We start from the raw sequence: 23,389 nt of genomic DNA, 5'->3' as shown, positions 1-23,389 counted from the left end.
GACGGATGACACGCACGCGCCTGTTTGGATTGGTCGGCGGCTTGCTGACCTTCATCGTCATGCTCGCGCTGCCCGCCCCCGCGGGCATGGAAACCACCGCCTGGCACGTCGCGGCGATGACCGTGCTGATGGCGGTCTGGTGGATGACCGAGGCGCTGCCGCTGACCGTCACGGCGCTGCTCCCTTTCCTGCTCGTCCCCGCCTTTGGCGTGATGGACGCCAATGCCATCGCCAAGGAATATTATTCGCCGATCCTGTTCCTGATCCTCGGCGGCGCCTTTCTGGCGCTCGCGATCGAACGCGTCGGGCTGCACCGCCGCCTAGCACTCGCCTTGCTCAAGCGCGCCGCGCCGACCGCCACCGGGCTGCTGTTCGCCTTCATGGCCGCGACCGCGCTGCTCAGCATGTTCATTTCCAACACCTCGACCGCGCTGATCATGATCCCGATCGCGCTCGCCGTCGTCCGCGCCGGCGGGGTGCGCGAGGGCGAGACCGAGGGCTTTGCCGGCGCGGTGATGATGGGGATCGCCTTTGCCGCGTCGATCGGCGGGCTCGGCACGCTGGTCGGCAGCCCGACCAACGCGATCGCCGCGGGGCTGATCGAAAAGGCGCTGGGCCTACGCATCTCGTTTCTCGATTGGGCAATTTACGGCGTCCCCGTCGTCCTGCTCGGCACCCCCGCCGCGATGATCATCGTCACGCGGGTTCAGCGCCTTGCCGCGCATCCCTTCGACGGCGTCGCGGCGGCGTCGGCGCTGGGCAAACAGGCGATCTGGTCGACCGCCGAACGCCGCGTCGTTCCCGTGTTTCTGCTCGTCCTGATCGCCTGGATCGCGCAGCCCTGGCTCGAACCCTTCTTGCCCAAGGGCGCGCTGACCGACGGCACCATCGCGGTGGCGGGCAGCCTGCTATTGTTCGTCCTGCCCGACGGAACCGGCCGCCCGCTGCTCGTCTGGAAAGAGGCCGACCGCGCGCCATGGGGCGTCATCATGATGTTCGGCGGCGGCCTCGCGCTCGCCGCGGCGATCACCGCCAGCGGGCTGGCCGCATGGCTGGGCGCCGTCCTTGCCCCGCTCGGCAGCATCCCGACGATCGCGCTCGCCGCGATCATCGTCGCACTCACCATATTGATCACCGAATTCGCCAGCAATGTCGCGACCGCCAGCGGCATCATGCCGGTGCTCGCGGCGCTGATCGCCGCGACCGGGGTCGACCCGGTCCTGCTCGCGCTGCCCGTCGCGATGGCGGCGAGCTGGGGCTTCATGCTGCCGTCGGGGACCGGTCCCAACGCGCTCGCCTGGGCGACCGACCATATCGCGCTGCCGCGTATGTTAAAGGCGGGGCTGGCGCTCGACATCATCGGGGTGCCGCTGTTGATCGGGGTCATCTGGACCGTTGCGATGCTGGGGTGACGCGCGGACCAAAGGGCGCTAGTTGCAATCGAAACTAATCTGACCCCAAGGAAAACTATATGCCCCCGATCGACAACAGCGACCTCACCGGCACCACCCCGCGCCGCAAGCCGAAGCAGGACGTCACCGAAATCGGTGGGCGCGAACTGTCACCGGCAACGCTGATGATGGGCTATGGCTATGACCCGATGCTGTCCGAAGGATCGCTCAAGCCGCCGATCTTCCTGACCTCGACCTTCGCGTTTGAAAGCGCGGCGGCGGGCAAGCATCATTTCGAGGGGATCACCGGCAAACGCCCCGGCGGCGCCGACGGCCTCGTCTATTCACGTTTCAACGGCCCCAACCAGGAAATCCTCGAAGCACGTCTCGGCGTGTGGGAAAAGGCCGAGGACGCGCTGGTGTTCTCGTCGGGCATGTCGGCGATCGCCACCCTGCTGCTCGCGCATGTCAGCATGAACGACGTCATCGTCCATTCGGGCCCGCTCTACGCCGCGACCGAAACGCTGATCGCGCGCATCCTGTCGCGCTTCGGCGCGACCTACGTCGATTTCCCTGCCGAAGCCTCACGCGAAGAGATGGACGCGATCCTCGTCCGCGCCAAACAGATGGCCGACGATCAGGGCGGCAAGGTCGCGATGGTCTATCTGGAAAGCCCGGCCAACCCGACCAATGCGCTGGTCGATGTTCAGGCGATGCGCGCCGCGACCGACGCGGCTTTTGCCGAAGGCGCGCGGCCGCCGATCGCGATCGACAACACCTTCCTTGGCCCGCTGTGGTCCAAGCCGCTGGCGCATGGCGCCGACATCGTCCTCTACAGCCTGACCAAATATGCCGGCGGCCACAGCGATCTGGTCGCGGGCGGGGTGCTGGGCGCGAAACATTGGCTCGGCCCTATCCGCATGATGCGCAACACGATCGGCACGATCTGCGACCCGCACACCGCGTGGATGCTGCTGCGCTCGATGGAAACCGTCGAGCTGCGGATGAGCCGCGCCGGCGAAAATGCCGAAAAGGTCTGCGCCTGGCTGCGCGATCATCCCAAGGTCGATGGGCTGGGTTACCTCGGTTTCCTGCCCGAAGGATCGCAGAAGGACATCTTCGACCGCCACTGCACCGGCGCCGGATCGACCTTTTCGCTGTTCATCAAGGGCGGCGAGGCCGAGAGTTTCCGCTTTCTCGACGCGCTGAAGATCGCCAAGCTCGCGGTCAGCCTGGGCGGCACCGAAACGCTGGCCAGCCATCCCGCCGCGATGACCCATTTGTCGGTGCCCGACGCGCGCAAGACGTTGATGGGGATCACCGACAATCTGGTCCGCATCTCGATCGGCATCGAGGACGCCGACGACCTGATCGCCGATTTCGCGCAGGCCTTGGACGCGGTTTAATCCGTCATTGCGAGGAGCGAAGCGACGCGGCAATCCAGAGGTGGCGTAAACCGCCCTGGATTGCTTCGCTTCGCTCGCAATGACGGGGTTCTGAAAGCCTATTTCCGGCGGCGCCAATCGACCACCGACCAGCCCATCTGCGGCGCCAGCCGTTTGAGTCCGCGCGACGGCGTCGTCGCGACCGCCTCGTCGGCAAAGCGCAGCATCGGGTGATCGGACACATGGTCCGAATAAGCGCGAATATGCGCGGCATCGCGGGTGATCGCGTTGGCGGCCATCCAGCCGTCGATCCGCGCGAATTTGGCGTCGCCATAACAATTGTCGCCCGACAATCGCGCATGGATATGATCGGTGCCGTCGGGCTCGTCGAGCCGGGTCGCCAGCACATCGTCCATGCCCAGCCGCTTGGCGATCGAATCGACGTAAAGATGGAACGACGCCGTCGCCAGCAACAGGCGGTATCCCGCTTCGCGATCGGCGGCGATCTGTTCCAGCGCGGCGGGGTGCAGCCCGCGCGCCACCACCTTGTCGGCATAGCTTTCGGCGAGCGGGGCGATCTCGGCGCGCGCGAAACGCTGTCCGACCAGCAGCCGCAGGTTGATCGCCTTCAGCCGCGACCGGTCGATCAGGCGCAGCGCATAGGCCAGGCTCGCCAGACCCACCAGCGGCAACAACAGCAGCCGCCATTGCTGCCGCCGCCGCGCAACATGCATCAAGAACCCGCTGTAAGTCCCTGATCGGGTTATCGTCCGGTCCATATCGTACATCGCCACGCGGTGTGCGTAATCGGTGGGCGGGGCGATCGGCGGCGTTTCCATTCGCCCGTCATAGAACGCTGCCGCGCGGCGGCCAAGGGGGCGGGATTCGCTTGCCGTGATCGGGCAAATAATACAATGTCCTCCGCACGATGGTGGCCAGGGCGGATTTCGAACAAAGCGAGGGTGCCAATGGCACCGATATCCGCTTCACCGGCCGGCTGACGCTGGCGCGTCTCGGCGATTTGCCGGCGCGGCTCGATGCGCTCGGCCCGATCGCGACCCTCGACCTGTCGGCGCTCGAACGGATCGACACCGTCGGCGCCTGGATCGTCACCCGCACCGTCAACGACCATGGCGCTAAAATTGTCGGCGCCAGCCCGGAAGCGCAGCGGTTGCTCGACGCGCTGGCCAGCGACAAGAGCGAATATCGCGTCCACCGCGACCGCCGTCCGCCGCTGGTCCGCATGCTCGAACAGATCGGCGTCGCCAGCATGGCGGTGTGGCACGAACTGCTCGGCATCATCGGCTTTTTCGGCGCCATGATCATGGCGCTGGGCACCCAGTTACGCGCCCGGCGGCGGCTGCGCTGGCATGCCATCATCACCCGCTTCCAATCGGTCGGGGTCGATGCCCTGCCGATTATCGGCCTGATGACCTTTCTGATCGGCATCGTCGTTGCACAGCAGGGCGCGGTCCAGCTGCGCCAGTTCGGGCTGGAAGTGTTCACGGTCAATCTGGTCGGCCGCGCCTCGATCCGCGAACTAGGGCTGTTGATGACCGCGATCATGGTCGCGGGCCGGTCGGGATCGGCGTTCGCGGCCCAGATCGGCACGATGAAGCTGACCGAGGAAATCGACGCGATGCGCACGATCGGCGTCTCGCCGATGGAAGCGATCGTGCTGCCGCGCGTCGCCGCGGCGACGATCCTGATGCCGCTGCTCGGCTTTTACGCCAGCATCTGCGCGATCATCGGTGGCGGGGTGTTCTGCTGGATCGGGCTCGACATTCCGCCGGTCACCTATGTTCAGCTGCTGCGCGACATCATCCCGATGACCGATTTCTGGGCAATGCTGATCAAGGCGCCGGTGTTCGGCATATTGATCGGGGTCACCGGCTGTTACGAGGGCATGCAGGTGCGCCAGAATGCCGAGGAAGTCGGCCAGCGTACCACCTCGGCGGTCGTCGCCGCGATCTTCCTGGTCATCGTTCTCGACGCGATGTTCGCGGTCTTCTTTTCCTCGATCGGATGGAATTGATGAGCGACGAGATCGACGAACAGGTCGCCGAAGAGCTTGCCGCCGCCGACGCGGTGCGCCCCGACGAATTCGACTATGCCATCCGGATCCGCGGGCTGGTCAACAAGTTTGGCGACGCGGTGATCCACGACAGGCTCGACCTCGACGTCCGCTCGGGCGAGATCATGGGGGTCGTCGGCGGCTCGGGTACCGGCAAGTCGGTGCTGATGCGCTCGATCATCGGCCTCCAGACCCCGTCGGCGGGCGAGATCGAGGTCTATGGCAAGACGCTCGACACCATCGCCAACGAAGAGGAATCGCGCGACCTGCGCCGCCGCTGGGGCGTGATGTTTCAGGGCGGCGCCTTGTTCTCGACGCTGAGCGTCGCCGAAAACATCCAGGTGCCGCTGCGTGAATATTATCCGCGCACCGACCAGAAACTGCTCGACGAAATTGCGGCGTACAAGGTGGCCATGGTCGGCCTGCCCCCCGACGCCGGGCCGAAATACCCCGCCGAGCTGTCGGGCGGCATGGTCAAGCGCGCCGGGCTCGCGCGCTCGCTCGCCCTCGATCCTGCGCTGCTGTTTCTCGACGAACCGACCGCGGGACTCGACCCGATCGGCGCCGCCAAATTCGACGAACTGATCCGCGAGTTGGCCGATACTATGGGGCTCACCGTCTTCCTCATCACCCACGATCTCGACTCGCTCTATGCGACTTGTGATCGCGTCGCGGTGCTCGCCGAAAAGAAGGTGATTGCGGTCGGCACCATCCCGGAATTGCTTGCCACCGAGCATCCCTGGATACAGGATTATTTCAACGGACCCCGCGGCCGGGCAGCGGCAGGATGCAATATCGCCACCGAGCGGCAGGATAGGAAAAGCTGATGGAAACTCGCTCGAACAACGTCCTCGTCGGCGCCTTCGTCCTTTTCTTTACCGCGGCGCTCGCCTTTTTCATCGTCTGGCTCGCGAACGACAGCGGTGGTCAGAAGCGCGAATATGACATCTTTTTCAAACAGTCGGTCGATGGATTGAACAAGGGCGCAGCGGTCCAATTCTCCGGCGTACCGTCAGGTCAGGTGCGCGAAATCGCGCTGTGGCCCGACGATCCGCAGTTCGTCCGTGTCCGCATCGAGGTGAACGAGGGCGTGCCCGTGCTGCAAGGCACGACCGCGGCCCTCGAAGGCGTCGGTTTCACCGGCGTGTCGCAGATTTCGCTCGACGGCGCGGTCAAGGGGGCGCCCGCGATCGCCGACAAGGGGCCGGCGGGCAAACCCGTCATCCCGACGCGCGTCGGAGGCCTCGGCGAATTGCTCAACACCGCACCGCAATTGCTCCAGCGGCTGTCGACGCTGACCGAACGCCTCGCCGAACTGGCCGACGACCGCAATCAGGCGAGCTTTGCTGCGATCCTCGACAATGTCGAAGCGAGCACCGCGATCCTCGCCCGCAACGGCCCCGCAATCGAAAAGGCGCTCGCCGACACGCGGATCGCCATCCAGCAGACCGGGGTCGCCGCCGAACAGATCGGCAACCTCGCGGCCTCGGCGCAGGGGACGATCGACCGCAACGTCGACCCGGCGATGCAGGATCTGCGCAAGACGCTGCGCTCGGCAAGCGAATCGATGGCCACGCTCGAAGGCGCGATCGCCGATGCGCGCCCCGGCCTCAAGACCTTCAGCGAAACGACGATCCCCGAAGCCAATGCGCTGATCCGCGACCTGCGCCGCACCTCGGCGTCGCTGTCCAGCCTGACCGACAAGCTCGACCAGCAGGGCGCCGGCGCCGTTCTGGGCGGCAGCAAGCTGCCCGATTACAAGCAATGAGGACCAAATCCGCCATGCCCAACCGCGTCCGCCGCTTTCGCACGCCGCTGCTCGCCGCCGCCGCCGCCGTCTCGCTGTCAGCGTGCATCGGCCTGGGCGGCAAGACGCCGCCCTTCCTGCTGACGCTCGATGCAGCGGCCTCACCGCCGGCGGGCGCCGCCCGCACCGCCGCCGATGCCTCGACGCTGACGATCCTGATCCCGACCGCGCCGCAGAAACTGCGCACGACGCGCATCCCGGTGCAGCAGGACAATAGCAGCGTTACCTACGTCAAGGACGCGCAATGGGTCGAGGCGCCGAATCGCCTGTTCCAGCGCCTGATATCCGAAACGGTTTCCGCCAGCACGTCGCGGGTGGTTCTCGACGAAGGCCAATATCTGACCGCGCCGGGCGAACAGCTCGCGGGCCAGCTGATGGAATTCGGCGTCGACGCGCGGACGAACGAAGCCGTCGTCGTCTATCAGGCGATGCTGGTCGCCGCGGGCGGCAAGACCGTCAGCCAGCGCCGGTTCGAGGCACGCGAGGCGATCGGCGGCGCGGTCGAAGCCAAGCCCGTGGGCGAAGCGCTGACGCGCGCGGCGAACAAGGTGGCGGGTGAAGTTACAGGGTGGCTGGGGGGCTGAGTGCCGCTCGGGGAATGTCCGCGTGCGACCAGTTCCCCGTCCTTTCATCGTCATCCCGGACTTGATCCGGGATCCATGACGACGGTGCAGCTATGGATCCCGGATCAAGTCCGGGATGACGATGGTCTGAATTCGACCGGCAGACGACATTCGATTCCCCATCACTTCGTCATTCCCGCGAAAGCGGGAACCCAGTCCGACGTTGCTGCCGGGTTCCCGCTTTCGCGGGAATGACGAAGGTGGGTGATGTCCGCTCCCCACCCCAAAAAAACTGCCCCAACGCCCTACCCCAGCAAACTCTTCGACGCCTGTTCGGTCACATCGCGCGACAGCCCCGGCTGCGCCAAAATCCGCTCCAGCTCGGCCTTCATCATCGCCGCGCGCGCATCGTCGAAGCGTTTCCAGCGGCCGAGCGGCGGGATCATCCGCGCCGATGTTTGCGGGTTTTTCGGATCGAGCGCGATGACCAGATCGGCGATCAGCCGGTATCCGGCGCCGTCGGCCTGATGAAACGCCGCCTGATTGCCCGACAGCGCGCCATAGAGCGACCGCACCCGGTTCGGATTGGCCAGCGTGAAGTCGGGATGCTGCGCCAGCTCCCTGACCGCAGCGACCGTATCGGCGCGCAGCGACCACGCCTGCACCTGAAACCATTTGTCGAGCACCAGCGGATTGTCGCGATAGCGCTGATAAAAGATGTCGAGCGCCGCGACACGTTCGTCGCTGTCGCCATGCGCCAGCGTCGCTAGCGCCGCCTGCCGTTCGGTCATCCCGTCGGCGTCGGAGAAAATCCGGAACGCGAGCGCGGGCACGTCGTCCATTGTCGTCGCCGCCAGATAGGCGAGCGCGACGCCGCGCAGGCGGCGGCCGCCCTTGGCCTTGCGCGACAGGTCGGTCGCGGGCGGCGCGGCGCCCGTCAGGATCGCGCGCCACTCGCTTTCCAGCGCGGTGCCGATCGCCGCCTGCAGCGCCAGCCGTTCGCGGCGGATCGCGTCGGGATCGACCGTCACCATCTGGTCGCCGATAAAGGCTTCGCTGGGCAGCAGCACCGCCTCGGCGACGAACGCCGGGTCGCTCGCTGCGCCGGAGAGCGTTTGGCCGATCGCGTCGATCACCGCCCGGCTATCGCGCGCCTCGCCCGATACCGCGGCGACCAGCGTATCGAGCATCAGCTGCTGCAACGCCTCATAGCGCGCAAAAGGATCGTCATCATTCGCCGCCAGCCACGCAAGTTCGCCGTCTTCGCGCGCGAAATCGACGATCACCGGCGCCGAAAAACCGCGATTGAGCGACAGCATCGGGCGGCTGCGATGGACGCCCAGCGGCACCGCCATGTCGGCGCGGTCGAGCAGCACCAGCTGCTCCGCCGCCGCATCGCCTCCATCGCGGTCGAACGCCTTGATCCGCAGCGGGATGAGCATCGGCTGCTTGTCGGGCTGGCCCGGGGTCGGTGGGACGGTCTGTGCCAGACGCAGCGTGCATTCGCCCGTCGCCGCATCGGTGTCGATCCGCGCGGTGACCCGCGGCGTGCCCGCCTGGCTGTACCACAGGCGAAATTGCGTCAGATCGATGTCCGCGCCCGCCTCGATCGCGCGGACAAAATCCTCGCACGTCGCGGCCTCGCCGTCGTGGCGGTCGAAATACAGGTCGGTGCCTTTGCGGAAGCGTTCGGCGCCGACCATCGTCGCCATCATGCGAATGATCTCGGCCCCCTTGTTATAGACGGTCGCGGTGTAGAAGTTGCTGATTTCCTGAAAGCTGTCGGGGCGGATCGGGTGCGCTAGCGGCCCCGCATCCTCGGGGAATTGCGCGGCGCGGAGCAGGCGGACATCCTCGATCCGTTTGACCGGCGGCGATCCCATATCGGCCGAAAAACTCTGATCGCGATAAACGGTGAAACCCTCTTTCAACGACAGCTGGAACCAGTCGCGGCAGGTGACGCGATTGCCCGACCAGTTGTGGAAATATTCGTGGGCGACGACGCCCTCGACCCCATCGTAATCGACGTCGGTCGCGGTGTCGGGGTCGGCCAGAATGTAGCGGGTGTTGAAGACGTTGAGCCCTTTGTTCTCCATCGCCCCCATGTTGAAATCGCTGACCGCGACGATGTTGAACAGGTCGAGGTCATATTCGCGGCCATAGACGCGCTCGTCCCACGCCATGCTGTCCTTCAGCGCCTGCATCGCATGGCCGGTGCGCCCCTGATCGCCGTCGCGCACCCAGATGCCCAGCTCCACCTCGCGCCCCGACATCGTCGTGAAGCTGCCTTTGTTGACGACCAGGTCGCCCGCGACCAGCGCGAACAAATAGGAGGGCTTCGGCCAGGGATCTTCCCACAGCGCCCAATGATTGCCGCCCGCGCCGTCACCCTTGCCGATGCAATTGCCGTTCGACAGCAGGATCGGGAACGCCGCCTTGTCGCCTTCCATGCGGACCCTGTAACGGCTCAGCACGTCGGGGCGGTCGGGGTGAAAGGTGATGCGCCGAAACCCCTCGGCCTCGCACTGGGTGCACAGCATCCCGTTTGAGGCATAGAGCCCCATCAGCTGGGTGTTCGACGCCGGATGGATCAGCGTATCGATCTCGACCGTCGCCGCGGACCGCTCGCCCAGATCGATCACCAGATCGCTGCCGTCCAGCCGCCAGTCGTTCCAGCCTTCGCCGTCGACACGCACCGCCGCCGGGGTCAGCCCGTCACCGCGCAGGACGAGCGGTACCGGCGTGTCGGCATGGCGCACGACCGACAGTGCTGCGGCCACGCGCGTCGCTTCGACCGCCAACGCGAAATCGAGCGCCACGTCGGGCACCTGCCAGTCGGGCGGGCGATAATCGCCGCGGTGGATGGTGACGGGGATGGCGGGGGTGGAAGAGGCATCGGTCATGTTTCGGGTCTAGGCGCGGGGCGCGGGGCGCGCAATAAGGCGGGCGATGGGACAGATGCTGATTTTCGGGATGGGCTATGCCGCGGGCCACCTTGCGGGCCGCTTGCGCGCACGCGGGTGGGACGTGGTCGGGACGACGCAGGACGGGCGCGGCGACAGCATCGCGTTTGCCGACGAGGGCGCGGTGCTCCCCGCCCTGCGCTCGGCGACGCATATCCTCTCGTCGGTGCCGCCGGTCGCAGGTGCCGACCCGGTGCTTGCGCATTATGGCGATGCGATCGCGGTCGCCCCGGCGACGTGGGTCGGCTATCTGTCGTCCACCGGCGTTTATGGCGACACCGGCGGTGCGTGGGTCGATGAAAGCGCCCCGATCAAGGGCCGCCGCGCCGACCGCAACGCCGCCGATGCAGCGTGGGGGGCGCTGCGCGGCGATGTGTCGATCTTTCGCCTCCCCGGCATCTATGGCCCCGGCCGCTCGATCCTCGATCGCATCAGCGAGGGCCGCGCGCACCGGATCGCCCTGCCCGACCAGGTCTTCAGCCGCGTCCATGTCGACGACATTGCGCGCGGCGTGATCGCATCGTTCAAGGGACCGGCGGGGGTCTATAATCTCGCCGACAATGACCCCTGCCACCAGAACCGGCTGGTCGAATGGGGCTGCGCGATGCTGAGGGCGCCGCTGCCGCCGCTGCAAACGCTCGACGAGGCGGGCCTGTCGCCCGCGGCGCGCGCCTTCTATGCCGAGAACCGGCGCGTTGCGAATGGCAAGGCCAAGCGGCTGTTGGGCTGGGCGCCGCGTTATCCGAGTTATCGGGAGGGGCTTGCTAGCATAATCCAAACCTAACTTCGTCATTCCCGTGAAAGCGGGAACCCAGCGAGCAGGCGTTGCAACTGGGTTCCCGCTTTCGCGGGAATGACGAATGGGTTGGCTCTAAATCACCACATCGACCGTGTGGATCAACACCCCGACCAGCCCGCCAACCAGCGTCCCGTTGATGCGGATATATTGCAAATCGTCGCCGACCGCATTTTCCAGCCGGTCGGTGATCGTCTTGGCATCCCAGCCGCGGATCGTGTCCGACACCAGTTTCAGCGCGGTTTCGCCATAGCTATCGACCATGCCGACGACGGCGCGGCGCGCATAGCGATTGAGCGTGCGCTTGATCGCGACATCTTCGCCCAGCATCGCACCAAATTGCGTGACCAGCTCGCCGATCCGTCCCGCCAGCATCGTGTCGGGATTGCGCGCCGCCTTGAGCAGCGCACCGCGGCCCTGCTCCCACAGACCGTCGAGCCAGCGTTTGACCGCCTTGTTTTCGAGCAGTTCGTCGCGGACCTTGGCGACCTTGGCCTGCACCTCGGGGTCGTGCTGCAGGTCGAGCGCCATCTTGGCCAGCCCCTCCTCGACGCGGATGCGCAGCGGGTGCGTTTCGTCGACCGCCATCTCGCTCAGCAGCTTTGACAGCCCGGCGACGATCCGATTGGAAATGCTTTCGTCGAGCCCGGTGAAACGGACGATCGCGTTCGAATTATCATGGACCATCTGGTGGATCAGATGCTCGTTCAGTTCGAGCGTCTTCGACCCCCATTTGACCATCGCATCCAAAAGCGGTTGATGCCGTCCCTCGGCCAGCGCTGCCTGCATCGCCTGCCCCAACAGCGGCGCGACATCAAGTTCGCGCAGGCGATCGGCGATCGCCGATTTGACCATGCCGCCCAGCCGTTGCTGGTCGAGCGCGCCCAGGGCGTCGGCGATGATCCGCGACGCGCCGATCTTGAGCCGCCCGCCCCCCTCGGCCGGTTGCGACAGAAACGCGCCGACCGCGCCCGCCACATCGAGCGTCTGCATCTTGCGCGCGATCAGCCGCGGCAACAGGAAGTTGGTGAGCAGGAAACGCGCCAGCGTATCGCCAATGCGGTTCTTGTTGCGCGGGACGATGGCGGTGTGCGGGATCGGGATACCCATCGGGTGGCGAAACAAGGCGGTCACCGCGAACCAGTCGGCCAGCCCGCCGACCATCGCCGCCTCGGCAAAAGCGCGAATGAAGCCGACCGCGGGGTGAACGTCCTGATAAAATTTGGCGGTGATGAACACGAACGCCATCACCACCAGCATCCCGGTCGCGACGACGCGGATATTCAATCCGCCGGTCGGAACGGCAACGCCCACCCCGATAGGGTGGGCGCGTCCGGCGGTCGCCGGCGTCGAATTATTGTCGATCATCCGCCTAAAATGGCGACGCGACGCAAAAGTTGCAACCAAAGCAGCACATTTGCGCGGGTCGCCTCATTCGGCAGGCTGCGGCGTCGGTTCCCCATGCGGTTTCGTATCGTCACCCTTTTTATAGGTGAGCAGATTGCGCGAGAAGAAGCGGCCCATGCGCTTTTCCATGCTGTCGGCCAGACTGAAGCCCGCCGGAACGATGAGCAGCGTCAGCAGCGTCGACAGGATCAGGCCGCCGATCACGACGACGCCCATCGGCGCGCGCCACGCCCCGTCGCCCGACAGCGAGATCGCCGTCGGCACCATGCCCGCGACCATCGCGACCGTGGTCATCACGATCGGCTGGGCGCGCTTGCGCCCGGCATCGAGCAGCGCATCCATCTTGCTGACGCCATGGTCCATTTCCTCGATCGCGAAATCGACGAGCAGGATCGAGTTTTTGGCGACGATGCCGAGCAGCATCAGCAGACCGATGTAAACCGGCATCGAGATTTCCATGCCGGTGATCGCCAGCCCCAGCAGCCCGCCGAGCGGCGCGAGCAGCAGCGACGACATATTGACCAGCGGCGACAGGAAACGGCGATAGAGCAGCACCAGCGTCGAGAAGACGAGCAGCAGCCCCGACACCACCGCAATGATGAAGTTCATGATCAGCTCGGCCTGCCATTTGGCGTCGCCCTGAATGACCTTGCGGATACCCTGCGGCATATTTTTGACCGCGGGCAGCGCATCGATCTTTTTCTGCGCTTCGCCGGTCACCAGCCCGGGCGCCAGGTCGGCGCCGATGACGATGCGCCGCGTCTGGTTGTACCGGCGCAATTCGGTCGGTCCCGCGCCGAACCCGATCTCGGCGACCGATTTCAGCGGCACCGTCGTCCCGCGCGATGTCGGCACCGGCAGATTTTCGATCGTCGCCAGGCTGCGGCGCGAATCTTCGGACAGCAGCACCCGGATCGGGATCTGGCGATCGGACAGCGAGAATTTCGCCGCGTTCTGATCGATGTCGCCCAATGTCGCGATGCGGATCGTCTGGCTGAGCGCCGCCGTCGTCACGCCAAGCTCGGCGGCCAGATCCATGCGCGGATTGACGATGATTTCGGGGCGCGGAATATCGCCTTCGATGCGCGGTGCGCGCAATTCCTTCACCCCGCCCATCTGGGCGACGATCGTGCGGGCATGTTTTTCCAGCGCTACGGGATCGTCGCCGCCGATGACCATCGTAATGTCGCGGCCCGAAAAGCCGCCCGACTGGCTTTGGAACGACACCCGCGCATCGGGGATCGCCGCCAGTTTCGGCTGCAGGCTGCGTTCCCATTCGACGCTGGTCAAATCGCGCTCTTTCTTGAGCGTGATAAAGGCGTTGCCGCCGCCGACATTGACGTCATAGAAAGCGGTCTGGACGACCGGGCTGTTGTCGAGGACGTCGCCGATCTGCCGCACGATATTCTCGCTCTGCGCCAGCGTCGAACCCGGCGGCAGCTCATAGCGCACCTGGCTGTAATCGCTGTTGGTCGTCGGCTGGAACTGCTGCGGCAGCACCATGAACAGGCCGATGCTCGACAGGAACGCGAGCAGCCCGACCCCGACAATCCAGACGCGATGATCGTGAAGGCGCGCCCAAAAACGCTGGATCATGAACTTTGCCCAATGGGTGAACGCCCATTGGCGCATACCCATCACATAAGCGAGCGCGCCGACCAGAATGGCGAGCAAGCTGGTCGCCAGGAACGTCACGATCGCCATGACCGGGGTCAACACCAGGAAATGGACCGCCGGATTGGGGCCATCCTGCCCGGCGGGGACGGGCTGAAAATAAAAGAAGATCGAAAACAGGACATAGAGCCCGGCGAGCACCAGCGGCACTGCCAGATAGGCAATCTTGGTTGACGTGCCGTCGTACCGCGCCCGCACCGCCTGTTGCTTCGTGCTGTCGAGCGTCCAGGCGAGCAGCCGCTCGTAACGATCGACCCACGGTCCCGCGGCATGGTCCTGCTCGCCCTGCGCCGACAGGAAATAGGCGGCGATCATCGGCGTGATCATGCGCGCGACCGCCAGGCTGACGAGCACCGCAAAGACGACGGTCATCCCGAACTGGACGAAAAACTGCCCCGAAATACCCGGCATCAGCGCGACGGGCAGGAACACCGCGACGATCGACATCGTCGTCGCCACCACCGCCAGGCCGATTTCGTCGGCGGCGTCGATCGACGCCTGATAGGCGGTCTTGCCCATCCGCATGTGCCTGACGATATTTTCGATCTCGACGATCGCGTCGTCGACGAGCACCCCCGCGACCAGGCTGAGCGCAAGCAGCGACAGGCTGTTCAGCGAAAAGCCCATCATGTCCATGAACCAGAAGGTCGGGATGGCGGACAGCGGGATCGCAAGCGCCGAAATCAGCGTTGCGCGCCAGTCGCGCAGGAACAGGAACACGACCACGACGGCAAGCACCGCGCCCTCGATCATCGCCAGCATCGAACTGCGATATTGTTCCTTGGTATATTCGGTGCGGGTGAACAGGATCTTGAAATCGACCTTGGGGTTCGCCTTCTTGATCTCCGCGAGTTTCTTCATCGTCTCGTCATGGACGGTGACGTCGGACGCACCCTTGGCCTTTTCGATCGAGAAGCTGAGCACCTGGCGGCCCTTGATCTTCGCCAGATTGCGCTGTTCGGCATAGCCGTCGGTCACCTTGGCGACGTCGGACAGGCGCACCGTGCGGCCATTGCCGATCGACAGGCGCGCATTGCCAAGATCGAGCGCGTTGGCGGCGTTGCCGAGCACCCGCACCGCCTGTTCGCTACCCGCGATTTCGGTGCGACCGCCGGCGGCGTTGACGTTGGTCTGGCGCAGCTGCTGGTTCACCTGGCTCGCGGTCAGGCCATAGCTTTGCATCCGCGCCGGATCGAGGATGACGCGAATTTCGCGATCGACCCCGCCCGAACGGCGCACCTGGCTCATGCCGGGGATCGCCAGCAGTTCTTTCGCCACCGTATTGTCGACATACCAGGACAGCTGCTCGAGCGTCATGTCGGACGCTTCGACCGCAAAATAGGTGATCGGGCCGCCGGCGATGTCGACACGCACGACTTGCGGTTCGAGGATGCCGTCGGGCAGGTCGCTGCGGATCTGCTGAACCGCCTGATTGACGTCATTATAGGCACGGTCGATCGGTGTACCGATCGCAAACTGCACCATCGTCCGGCTGCTGCCTTCGCTGACATAGGAAGACATTTCGTCGACGCCGCTGACGCCGCGCACCGCCGCCTCGACACGCTGGGTGACTTGCGTCTCGAGTTCGGTCGGCGCCGCACCCGGCTGAACGACGATGACTTGCACCGCGGGGAATTCGATGTCGGGATTGTCGTTGACGTCCATCCGGTTGAAACTGACGATCCCCGCCAGCATCAACAGTACGAACATGACGACCGGCGGCACCGGATTGCGAATGCACCAGGCGGAAATGTTGCGAAAGCTCATGATTCAAACGCCTTTTGTGCGCACGCGACCGAGGATAGTTATTGCGACGATTTCTGGACCACCGGCTTCACCTTGTCGCCGACGTTCAGGAAGGCACCGGCGAGCACAACCACGCGTTCATTGCCTGCCAGACCCGATGCGATCGACACGCCGTCGTCGGTGATCGTGCCGACCTTGACCGCACGGCGCTGGATTATGTTCTTGCCATCGACGATCAGCACATAACTGCCTTCGGGGCCGCTCTGCACCGCGCTTTCGGGCAGCAGCGGCGCTTCTTCGGTCCCCGACACCAGCCGCGCGTCGGCAAAGCCGCCGGGGCGGAGCGCCGCGCTATACGGCACCGCGATGCGGACCATGCCCTGCCGCGTGTCGGGATTGATGACCGGCGAAACCTGCCACACCTGACCCGCGATCTGCAAATTGGTGCCGACCGGGCTGATCGTCGCGCGTGTACCGACGCGCACCCGCTGCAGATCGGCTTCGGCCATCTGGGCCAGCAATTCCATTTCGCCGCCGCGCGCCATGCGGAACAAGACACCGCTGCCGGCGCCGACAATCTGCCCGGGCTCGACGCCGCGCGTCAGCACCAGGCCTGCCGCGGGCGCGACGATGTTGAGCCGGCCGTTGCGCGCCTGCGCCTCGGCATATTGGGCCTGCGCGACGCGGACGCGCGCATTGGCGGCGTCGCGGGTCGCGCGCTTGCGGTCCATGTCGGCCTTGGAAATAAAGCCGCGCGCCACCAGCGCGTCGGCGCGGGTCAATTCGGCCTGCGCCAGGTCGGCATCGGCCTGCGCGACGCGGATCGAGGCGGCGAGGCTGGCGGCCTGCTGCGCCTGAACCGACCGATCGATGACCGCGAGCGGCTGTCCGGCACCGACCCACTGGCCGGGCTCGACCAGAACGCGGACAACCTGTCCGCCCTCACCGGCGACGCCGACCGGCATTTCGCGGCGCGCCGCGATCGTGCCGTTGGTCGAGATCGTCGACTGGACCGACTGGCGGCCGGGAATGACGACCGTGATGCTGGGGACGGCTGCGGCGCCCGCGCCGCCCGCCGCGCCATCTGCTCCGGCGGCGCCATCCTTGCTGGAACTGAACGCGTACCAGGTCGCCGCCAGCGCCAATGCCATCAGCACCACGGCAATGATCAGCCACGTCCGCTTGCGGCGGCTGTCCGCCTCTTCATAATAGCTCTGGGTCGAACCCGCGAGGCTGTCCATCACATCCACTTTCCGCTCGTAGTTCACGCCGAATGCCTTCCTGCCCGGTGCGGCAGCCGATGCGGCAAGCGCGACAGCGCTTCGCCCCCTCAGACCCGCACGACAGGACCGAAATCCCGTATGAGGTGTATTACCTAATTAAACCACCGCTGGCAAGAGGTCAAACTTCGCCGCCTCACCGCCCCCTCGGCGCGTGGTTCATAAGCGGGTATCGCCGCGATTTCCAGTGGTTGCGGACATGAAAAAGGGCGGCGCGCCTGTCGGCCCGCCACCCTTTGATCCGGCCAATCCCAAAGGATCAAAGGCCGGTTTGTCGATCGTTTCAGCGAACGCGACCGCGCCGCACGAGGTTGACGATGGCGAGCAGCACGACCGCACCGATAAAGGCGGTGAGCAGGGTCATCGGGTCAAAGGCGTTACCGCGCAGGTGACCGCCGCCCAGAAACTGGCCGAACAGAAAGCGACCGAGGATCGAGCCGATACAGCCGACGATGATGTTCAGGAAAATGCCCTGCTGGGCATCGGTGCGCATCACGATGCTGGCCAGCCAGCCGATAACGCCGCCCATGACGATTGCGATAATGAAATCCATGATATTGACCCCCTACGATCATTGGTGTCGCCCGACATTGCGGGCATGTCTTTGGTAACCCAGATATTTGAAATCGCCTAGCACTATGGCTCGGCGGGATAGGCGCGGCAGAATGGCGGCGGTGCGACCCCGCACCGCCGCCATGCCGTTTTACTTAACGAACGCTGCCGCGGCGAACCAGGTTGACGATGCCGAGCAGTACCACCGCACCGATGAACGCCCACAACAGGCCGATCGGGCTGAAGGTGTCGAGGCTGGCGCCCATACCGAAAAAGCTGCCGAGGAAATTGCCGAGGAACGCCCCGACAATGCCGACGACGACATTCAATATGATGCCTTGCTGCGCATCGGTGCGCATGACGATGCTCGCCAGCCAACCGATGATGCCGCCGACGATCAAAGTGATAATCAAACCCATGTTAATCCCTTCCTGAACCGCCGGGCAGACGCCGACACCCGGCGAAGCATTTTCAAACGTCCGGTCGCGCCCGGACATCGTTTCAACGATGCGAAGATAATGCGGAAGGGGAGCGAAAGGTTCCCGGCCGGCCCGAACGGGCGCGGCCGGGAAAGTGGGATCAGTTCCAGATCAAGAACTGCTCCGGGTCGCAACGACCGGGTTAAGCAGCCTTGTTTGACCGCGATGTGACGGACGTCACAGATGCGGAAATAAACTCGGAAAATGGGGTGGAGAAAATCGGGGGGCCGGGCGGCGCCGCGCGCTGCACCCAAACGAAATGCCAAACGAAATGGGGGCCGACATCGCTGCCAACCCCCACTATCCGGCTTTGCCCCACGTACTCCGCCTCACTCCATCCCGGTCCGCTTCTCTTGCGATCAGCAGCCCGCAAAACGATGCGTTGCGGCGCACGCCGGAACAATCCGGCGACGGTTTGGTCGGCCCCCTTTCGGGGGCCGGCCGCACCTGGAAAGCCCTTCATCATCTCTTCCGGGTCTCTGCCGAAGCAGTCGCCGTTCCAAGCGATGGACTGCATTTCCTGTACCCGATCGGGTCCGCATCAACTCGTGGGAATCGCTACGTTCCGTGACCAGGCTATCGGTCGATTTCCTCGTAAAACCAGTCCGTTCTCTTCTGGCTAGTCTTGCAACTACCCTTGATGTCCCGGCGGTCTTTCGTCTCTGTCGTCCGATGATTTGAAGCTGACATGAAGCATTCGGGCAGCCAACCGAAAAACGCCCAAATGCCCCTCCCGAACGTCGGCTGCTGTGGATAAGTCCGGTATTAGCAACAAGCGGATTCGGTGCAGCATTTTTGTAACAAGCATGCAGCATTTTCGGATTCGAATTTGCCGCTTATCGAGCCGTCGACGTTCCGCCGACTCGTGGTAGCGAGTCGAAAACGCGACTCGCTTCAGCGATCACGCCCGTCCCAGATCACCCTTGCCGATCGTCCCCGATGCCATCTCCAGCATCCGGTCGAGGCTTTTGCGTGCCGCCAGCCGCAGCCCTTCCTCCATCTCGATCTGCGGTTTCAGGTCGCGCAGCGCGAGGTAGAGTTTCTCCATCGTGTTGAGCGCCATATACGGACAGATGTTGCAGTTGCAGTTGCCGTCGGCGCCCGGCGCCCCGATGAAGGTCTTTTCGGGGATCGCCAGCTCCATCTGGTGGATGATGTGCGGCTCGGTGGCGACAATCAGCGTGTCGCCGGGAAAGCTCTTGGCGAATTGCAGGATGCCGCTGGTCGATCCGACATAGTCGGCATGGTCGACGATGTGCGGCGGACATTCGGGATGCGCCGCGACCGGGGCGCCGGGGTGCTGCGCCTTCAGCTTGATCAGCTCGGTCTCGCTGAACGCTTCGTGGACGATGCACACGCCGGGCCACAGCAGCATCTCGCGCCCGAACTTGCGGTTGAGATAACCGCCCAGATGGCGGTCGGGGCCAAAGATGATCGGCTGGTTTTCGGGAATCTGGCTGATGATCGTCTCGGCGCTCGACGAGGTGACGATGATGTCGCTCAGCGCCTTCACCGCCGCCGAGCAGTTGATGTAGGTCAGCGCGATATGGTCGGGGTGCTTTTCGCGGAAGCGTTTGAACTGTTCGGGCGGGCAGCTGTCTTCCAGGCTGCACCCGGCATCCATGTCGGGCAGGATCACGATCTTTTCGGGGCTCAGGATCTTTGCCGTCTCGGCCATGAACTTCACGCCGCAGAACGCGATGACATCGGCGTCGGTGTCGGCGGCCTTGCGCGACAACTCCAGCGAATCGCCGACGAAATCGGCCAGATCCTGAATCTCGGGCTTTTGGTAATAATGCGCCAGGATTACCGCGTTGCGGTCCTTGCGCAGGCGTTCGATTTCGGCGCGCAGGTCAACGCCCGAGAGATTCTCGCGGATGGGAGCAGTCATCGCTTTTCCTTATCTGGCTTTTGCCTTGGCCACCCCCCTACACCGCGACCCCGGACAGGGCAACGCGGCGTCAGCCGCCAACCAGCCGGTCCGCGAGCGCAATGACAGGGGGTGTCAAAGCCACCAGATAGATGGTGAGCCGCACCGCGATGACAATCACCGCGATCGCCTTTGTTGCGGGATGCACGCTGCCCAGCGTCCGGCGGTCATACATCACGATAATGCCGACCACGCCCAGCTGGATCAGCCCGATCGGAATGTCGGACCAGCCGATCATCAGCGGCATCGGCAGGATGCGGCCGAGCGCGGGTTCGAGGATGATGATCGTCGCCCCGATCATCAACCGCCGGTGCCACGCCGTCGTGTGGCGCCGCCGCACCGCCGCCCACACCATCAAGCCGAACACCAGCGATTCGATGAAGGTCAGCGCGAGAAAATAGGGCGGCGAGAAAAAGGGCGGAAAACGGCCGAGCACCAGCGACGCGATCCCGGTGAATATCCCCAGCCCGGTGATGATGATCGCGAGCGTGGCGCCGGTCCAACCGAGCCGCCGGTGCAGCGCCATATTCTGCCGCGATACCAGCGTCGGTTGCACCACCAGCAGCCCGAGCCAGGCGAGCATCAGTCCGCCGTGCAGGTGCACCCAGAAGGGCGCGGCGACCGGATCGACAAAACCGCGCAACGCGAATTGCAGGAAGCCGAGGATGATGAAAAGCGCGAGGCCGATTGCCATGCGCTGCCAGAAAAGTTCGGCGCGCTCTGCGCCCGCTGCCGTCGTTGCCATGCCACACCCCCCAGTCGGCCGGAATTGGGGCCAGACTAGCGAAGGATGACGCCGCGCGAAAGCCCGCCTAGCCAGCAGGGGTATTGGCAAAGCGCGCGGTGACCGTGGCGTCGATGCCCGCGGCCTTGAGCGGCATCGCGAAACTCTGCTCGATGGCCGCCCGCGCCGCGCCCTGGGCCAGCCGCATCGGGGTCGCCCCCTTCGCCTGCTTGATCAGTTCGGCCTGCGCCGCCTTGCGGTTGGCGGCGTCGAGCGAGGCTTCGGCGTCGGTCAGCGTCAGCAGGATCGCGCCATCGCGAAACTCGCTGATCGCATCGAGGTCGATTTCGGGGCCCGCGAGCCGCAGCGGCGGCAGGGTAACGGTCAGCGCCCTGGTCGCGGCATCCCAGTCGAGATCGGCTTGCTTGAGCTTGCCCAGATCGACCTCATAACGCACCGTGCCTGGCATGATCAGCGTCTTTTTCGCGCTCAGCCCAAGTCGGCTCTGCGTCGAGGTGACAACCGCAACGTAGCGCGCGGTGAACGGCACGAGGATATTCTGTTCCTGCAAACCCTGCAGGCTCGCAGCCACGACGGTTTCGGGGTCATAGCCCCGTTGCCAGTCGCGCCACGCCGATACCGCCCACCACACGGCAAGAAGGAGCATCGCCGCCGCAGCGAGCAGGATCAGGCGCCCGGCGAGGCGCGGTGCGGGCGAGGAAGGAGTCGAGGTCATGGGGTTGTATAGACCGAACAATCGGGCGCGGGGCGATCCATTTCGTAACGGCCCGTCGCAGGATTGTGGCGCAGCACGCGTTCATAGCTGCACTCGGCGTCTTTCCAATGCGCGAGATCGCTCTTCTTGAGCTTCTGCCCGCTATTGTCCTCGCTCCGCCGCGACGTCTGCGGATAGGCGGTGGCAAAGCTGCGATAGGTCAGCGGCGGCAATTCGCCGCCATCGTCCGGACCGGGTTTCAGCACCGCTTTGAATTCATATTCGTCGTGGCAGGCGTCGAGCCGGTCCTTCGCGTCCTGCTCGGAAAAACAGGCGCGGATCATCAGCGCGCTGTTCCAGACAACATCGAGCACTTCGCCGCTAAGCCCGATCGCGTGTGGCGCCATGCCAAAGCGCAGCAGGTGAAGCCGCGCGCCCGAACCGCCGCCACCCGAATACATCGCGCGCTGCTCACCGATCACCCCGACCAGCATCTCCAGCCCTTCCCGCCCGTCAGCTTCGTCGCCGCTGCGCACCGAGACGATTTGCGGCCACAGCCGCAACCCTTGTGGATCATCCGCAAAGGCGGGGAGCGGCAGCGAGGTTTTTCCGGTATCGCCTGACCCCGGGAAAGAAACAATCAGACTGGCTGGCCCCTCACCCGTGTCGGCACTGTTCGACAGTTCGAAACATAGCTGACCTTCGGGCAGGCAATGCTGGCCGCCTTCGCGGGCGATCAGGTCCATAATGCGCGATTGCGCGGCGGCGGGCGCGGTGTCGGCGGCGGGCTGCGCGGCGGCGAGCAGCATCGTCAAAAGCATGTCAGGCAAGTTCCCATTCGTCATCACGTTCGCGCACCACGCCGCGCGCGCGCAGGTCGAACAGATGCGCGAGCACCGAACGTCCGGCGGCGCCGGTCAGCCGCGGGTCTAGCCCCTTGTACATATGCGCGACCATCGCCGGGATGACCCGGGTTCCCTTTTCCAGCTCGCGCACAATCTGCCGCTCGCGCTGCTTGCGGTGCCCCAGCATGCCGCGGACAAGCTGCCGCGGCTTGGTCACCGCGGGGCCGTGCGCGGGATAATAGATGCGGTCGCCCCGCTCATACAGCTTCGACAGGCTGGCCATATAGGCCGCCATGTCGCCATCGGGCGGGCTGACGACGCTGGTCGACCACGCCATGACATGATCGCCGGTGAACAGCGCGCCGCTTTCGAGCAGCGCAAAACAGAGGTGGTTCGACGTGTGGCCCGGTGTCGCCACCGCCTCGATTGTCCACCCGCCCCCCGAAATCCGCTCGCCGTCGGTCAACACCCGATCGGGGGCGTAATCGGGATCGAACGCCGAATCGGCGCGCGGACCGTCGTCGCGGATCGCCAGCGGCGCGCAGCCGATGATCGGCGCGCCGGTCGCGGCTTTCAACGGCGCCGCGGCGGGGCTGTGGTCGCGGTGGGTGTGGGTGCACAGGATCGCAGTGACGCGCTGGCCGCGGGTCGCGCGCAGGATGGCATCGACATGGCCGATGCCATTGATGTCGGCGGGATCACCGATGCTCATCCCCGATCCGGTTGGCCCCGGATCGATCACCGCAACATCGCTGCCCGCGCCGACGATCCACGTCTGGGTGCCGGTAAAAGTATAGGGCGACGGGTTCGGCGCCAGCACGCGGCGGACGAGCGGCTCATGCTGCTCGCAATCGCCGGCGCGGATGCTGTCGGGCCAGGGCTTTTCTTCGCTCATGGACCTCATGTGGCATTGCGGGGGGCGGAACGAAAGGGGTGGCGGCGATCATTTCAGATAATGGCCGGTTGCGGGCGATCGCAGACCTAACGATCCTCCCCATCGACTTGCGATGGGGAGGTGGCAGCGCGAAGCGCTGACGGAGGGGTAACGACGCAGCGTT

At 65.1% G+C, this 23,389-nt stretch carries 19 protein-coding genes; 7 read left to right on the top strand and 12 right to left on the bottom strand.

The annotated features are described in order from the left end of the window. Positions 1–5: 5 nt before the first annotated feature. A complete protein-coding gene (locus FFS68_RS08140; RefSeq protein WP_137752686.1) occupies positions 6–1,412 on the top strand; it encodes a DASS family sodium-coupled anion symporter in 1,407 nt (468 codons plus the stop codon). Positions 1,413–1,471: 59 nt separating this feature from the next. After that, complete coding sequence (locus FFS68_RS08135; protein ID WP_137752685.1) at positions 1,472–2,797, top strand: cystathionine gamma-synthase family protein; 1,326 nt, start codon at positions 1,472–1,474, stop codon at positions 2,795–2,797. Between the two features lie 98 nt (positions 2,798–2,895). Here the strand turns inward: FFS68_RS08135 and FFS68_RS08130 are convergent, their stop codons facing one another. Next, positions 2,896–3,615, bottom strand: coding sequence for an HAD-IB family hydrolase (locus tag FFS68_RS08130; protein WP_171003781.1), 720 nt, complete (start codon positions 3,613–3,615; stop codon positions 2,896–2,898). Between the two features lie 89 nt (positions 3,616–3,704). Here FFS68_RS08130 and FFS68_RS08125 point away from each other — a divergent pair, with 89 nt between their 5' ends. From FFS68_RS08125 to FFS68_RS08110, 4 genes are read left to right on the top strand one after another with little or no spacing between them, the layout of a single operon-like run. Continuing rightward, positions 3,705–4,811: an ABC transporter permease gene (locus FFS68_RS08125; RefSeq protein WP_137752684.1), complete on the top strand. Its 1,107-nt coding sequence runs from the start codon at positions 3,705–3,707 to the stop codon at positions 4,809–4,811. Then, the gene (locus tag FFS68_RS08120) at positions 4,811–5,677 is read left to right on the top strand and encodes an ABC transporter ATP-binding protein (RefSeq protein ID WP_137752683.1); all 867 of its coding nucleotides are present in this window, start codon (positions 4,811–4,813) and stop codon (positions 5,675–5,677) included. The genes FFS68_RS08125 and FFS68_RS08120 overlap by 1 nt, the downstream gene beginning before the upstream one ends. After that, on the top strand, positions 5,677–6,618 hold the full coding sequence (locus FFS68_RS08115; RefSeq protein WP_137752682.1) for an MlaD family protein: 942 nt from the start codon (positions 5,677–5,679) through the stop codon (positions 6,616–6,618). Before FFS68_RS08120 ends, FFS68_RS08115 begins: the two co-directional genes overlap by 1 nt. A 14-nt stretch (positions 6,619–6,632) precedes the next feature. Continuing rightward, positions 6,633–7,241, top strand: a complete 609-nt coding sequence (locus FFS68_RS08110) for an ABC-type transport auxiliary lipoprotein family protein (protein WP_249340075.1) — start codon at positions 6,633–6,635, stop codon at positions 7,239–7,241. Positions 7,242–7,525: 284 nt separating this feature from the next. On the opposite strand, the gene pepN is transcribed toward FFS68_RS08110, so the two are convergent. Continuing rightward, complete coding sequence (gene pepN / locus FFS68_RS08105; protein WP_137752680.1) at positions 7,526–10,123, bottom strand: aminopeptidase N; 2,598 nt, start codon at positions 10,121–10,123, stop codon at positions 7,526–7,528. Between the two features lie 46 nt (positions 10,124–10,169). Here pepN and FFS68_RS08100 point away from each other — a divergent pair, with 46 nt between their 5' ends. Further along, entirely contained in the window at positions 10,170–10,967 is a 798-nt protein-coding gene (locus FFS68_RS08100; protein ID WP_137752679.1) for an SDR family NAD(P)-dependent oxidoreductase, read from the top strand. Between the two features lie 87 nt (positions 10,968–11,054). On the opposite strand, the gene FFS68_RS08095 is transcribed toward FFS68_RS08100, so the two are convergent. The 10 genes from FFS68_RS08095 to FFS68_RS08050 form a co-directional block, all read right to left on the bottom strand. Further along, entirely contained in the window at positions 11,055–12,239 is a 1,185-nt protein-coding gene (locus FFS68_RS08095; protein WP_249340077.1) for a DUF445 domain-containing protein, read from the bottom strand. A gap of 171 nt (positions 12,240–12,410) precedes the next feature. Further along, positions 12,411–15,827, bottom strand: a complete 3,417-nt coding sequence (locus tag FFS68_RS08090; protein ID WP_137752678.1) for an efflux RND transporter permease subunit — start codon at positions 15,825–15,827, stop codon at positions 12,411–12,413. A 38-nt stretch (positions 15,828–15,865) separates the two neighbouring features. Next, complete coding sequence (locus FFS68_RS08085; protein WP_137752710.1) at positions 15,866–17,047, bottom strand: efflux RND transporter periplasmic adaptor subunit; 1,182 nt, start codon at positions 17,045–17,047, stop codon at positions 15,866–15,868. 322 nt (positions 17,048–17,369) lie between these two features. Beyond that, a complete protein-coding gene (locus FFS68_RS08080) occupies positions 17,370–17,639 on the bottom strand; it encodes a GlsB/YeaQ/YmgE family stress response membrane protein (protein WP_137752677.1) in 270 nt (89 codons plus the stop codon). A gap of 154 nt (positions 17,640–17,793) precedes the next feature. Next, on the bottom strand, positions 17,794–18,057 hold the full coding sequence (locus FFS68_RS08075; protein ID WP_037512925.1) for a GlsB/YeaQ/YmgE family stress response membrane protein: 264 nt from the start codon (positions 18,055–18,057) through the stop codon (positions 17,794–17,796). 961 nt (positions 18,058–19,018) lie between these two features. After that, positions 19,019–20,008 (bottom strand): quinolinate synthase NadA, encoded by a 990-nt coding sequence (gene nadA / locus FFS68_RS08070; RefSeq protein ID WP_137752676.1) that lies wholly within the window; start codon positions 20,006–20,008, stop codon positions 19,019–19,021. A gap of 70 nt (positions 20,009–20,078) precedes the next feature. After that, positions 20,079–20,792, bottom strand: a complete 714-nt coding sequence (locus tag FFS68_RS08065) for an adenylate cyclase (RefSeq protein WP_137752675.1) — start codon at positions 20,790–20,792, stop codon at positions 20,079–20,081. A 67-nt stretch (positions 20,793–20,859) separates the two neighbouring features. Then, on the bottom strand, positions 20,860–21,507 hold the full coding sequence (locus FFS68_RS08060; protein ID WP_137752674.1) for a DUF4230 domain-containing protein: 648 nt from the start codon (positions 21,505–21,507) through the stop codon (positions 20,860–20,862). Further along, positions 21,504–22,307 carry a hypothetical protein gene (locus FFS68_RS08055; RefSeq protein ID WP_137752673.1) on the bottom strand — a complete coding sequence of 268 codons (804 nt, stop codon included), beginning with the start codon at positions 22,305–22,307 and terminating at the stop codon, positions 21,504–21,506. The genes FFS68_RS08060 and FFS68_RS08055 overlap by 4 nt, the downstream gene beginning before the upstream one ends. A 1-nt stretch (position 22,308) precedes the next feature. After that, complete coding sequence (locus FFS68_RS08050) at positions 22,309–23,226, bottom strand: MBL fold metallo-hydrolase (protein ID WP_137752672.1); 918 nt, start codon at positions 23,224–23,226, stop codon at positions 22,309–22,311. Positions 23,227–23,389: the final 163 nt, after the last annotated feature.

The organism is Sphingopyxis sp. L1A2A (assembly GCF_005502465.1).
GTDB lineage: Bacteria > Pseudomonadota > Alphaproteobacteria > Sphingomonadales > Sphingomonadaceae > Sphingopyxis.
This window is presented reverse-complemented; position numbering and strand designations above follow the sequence as displayed.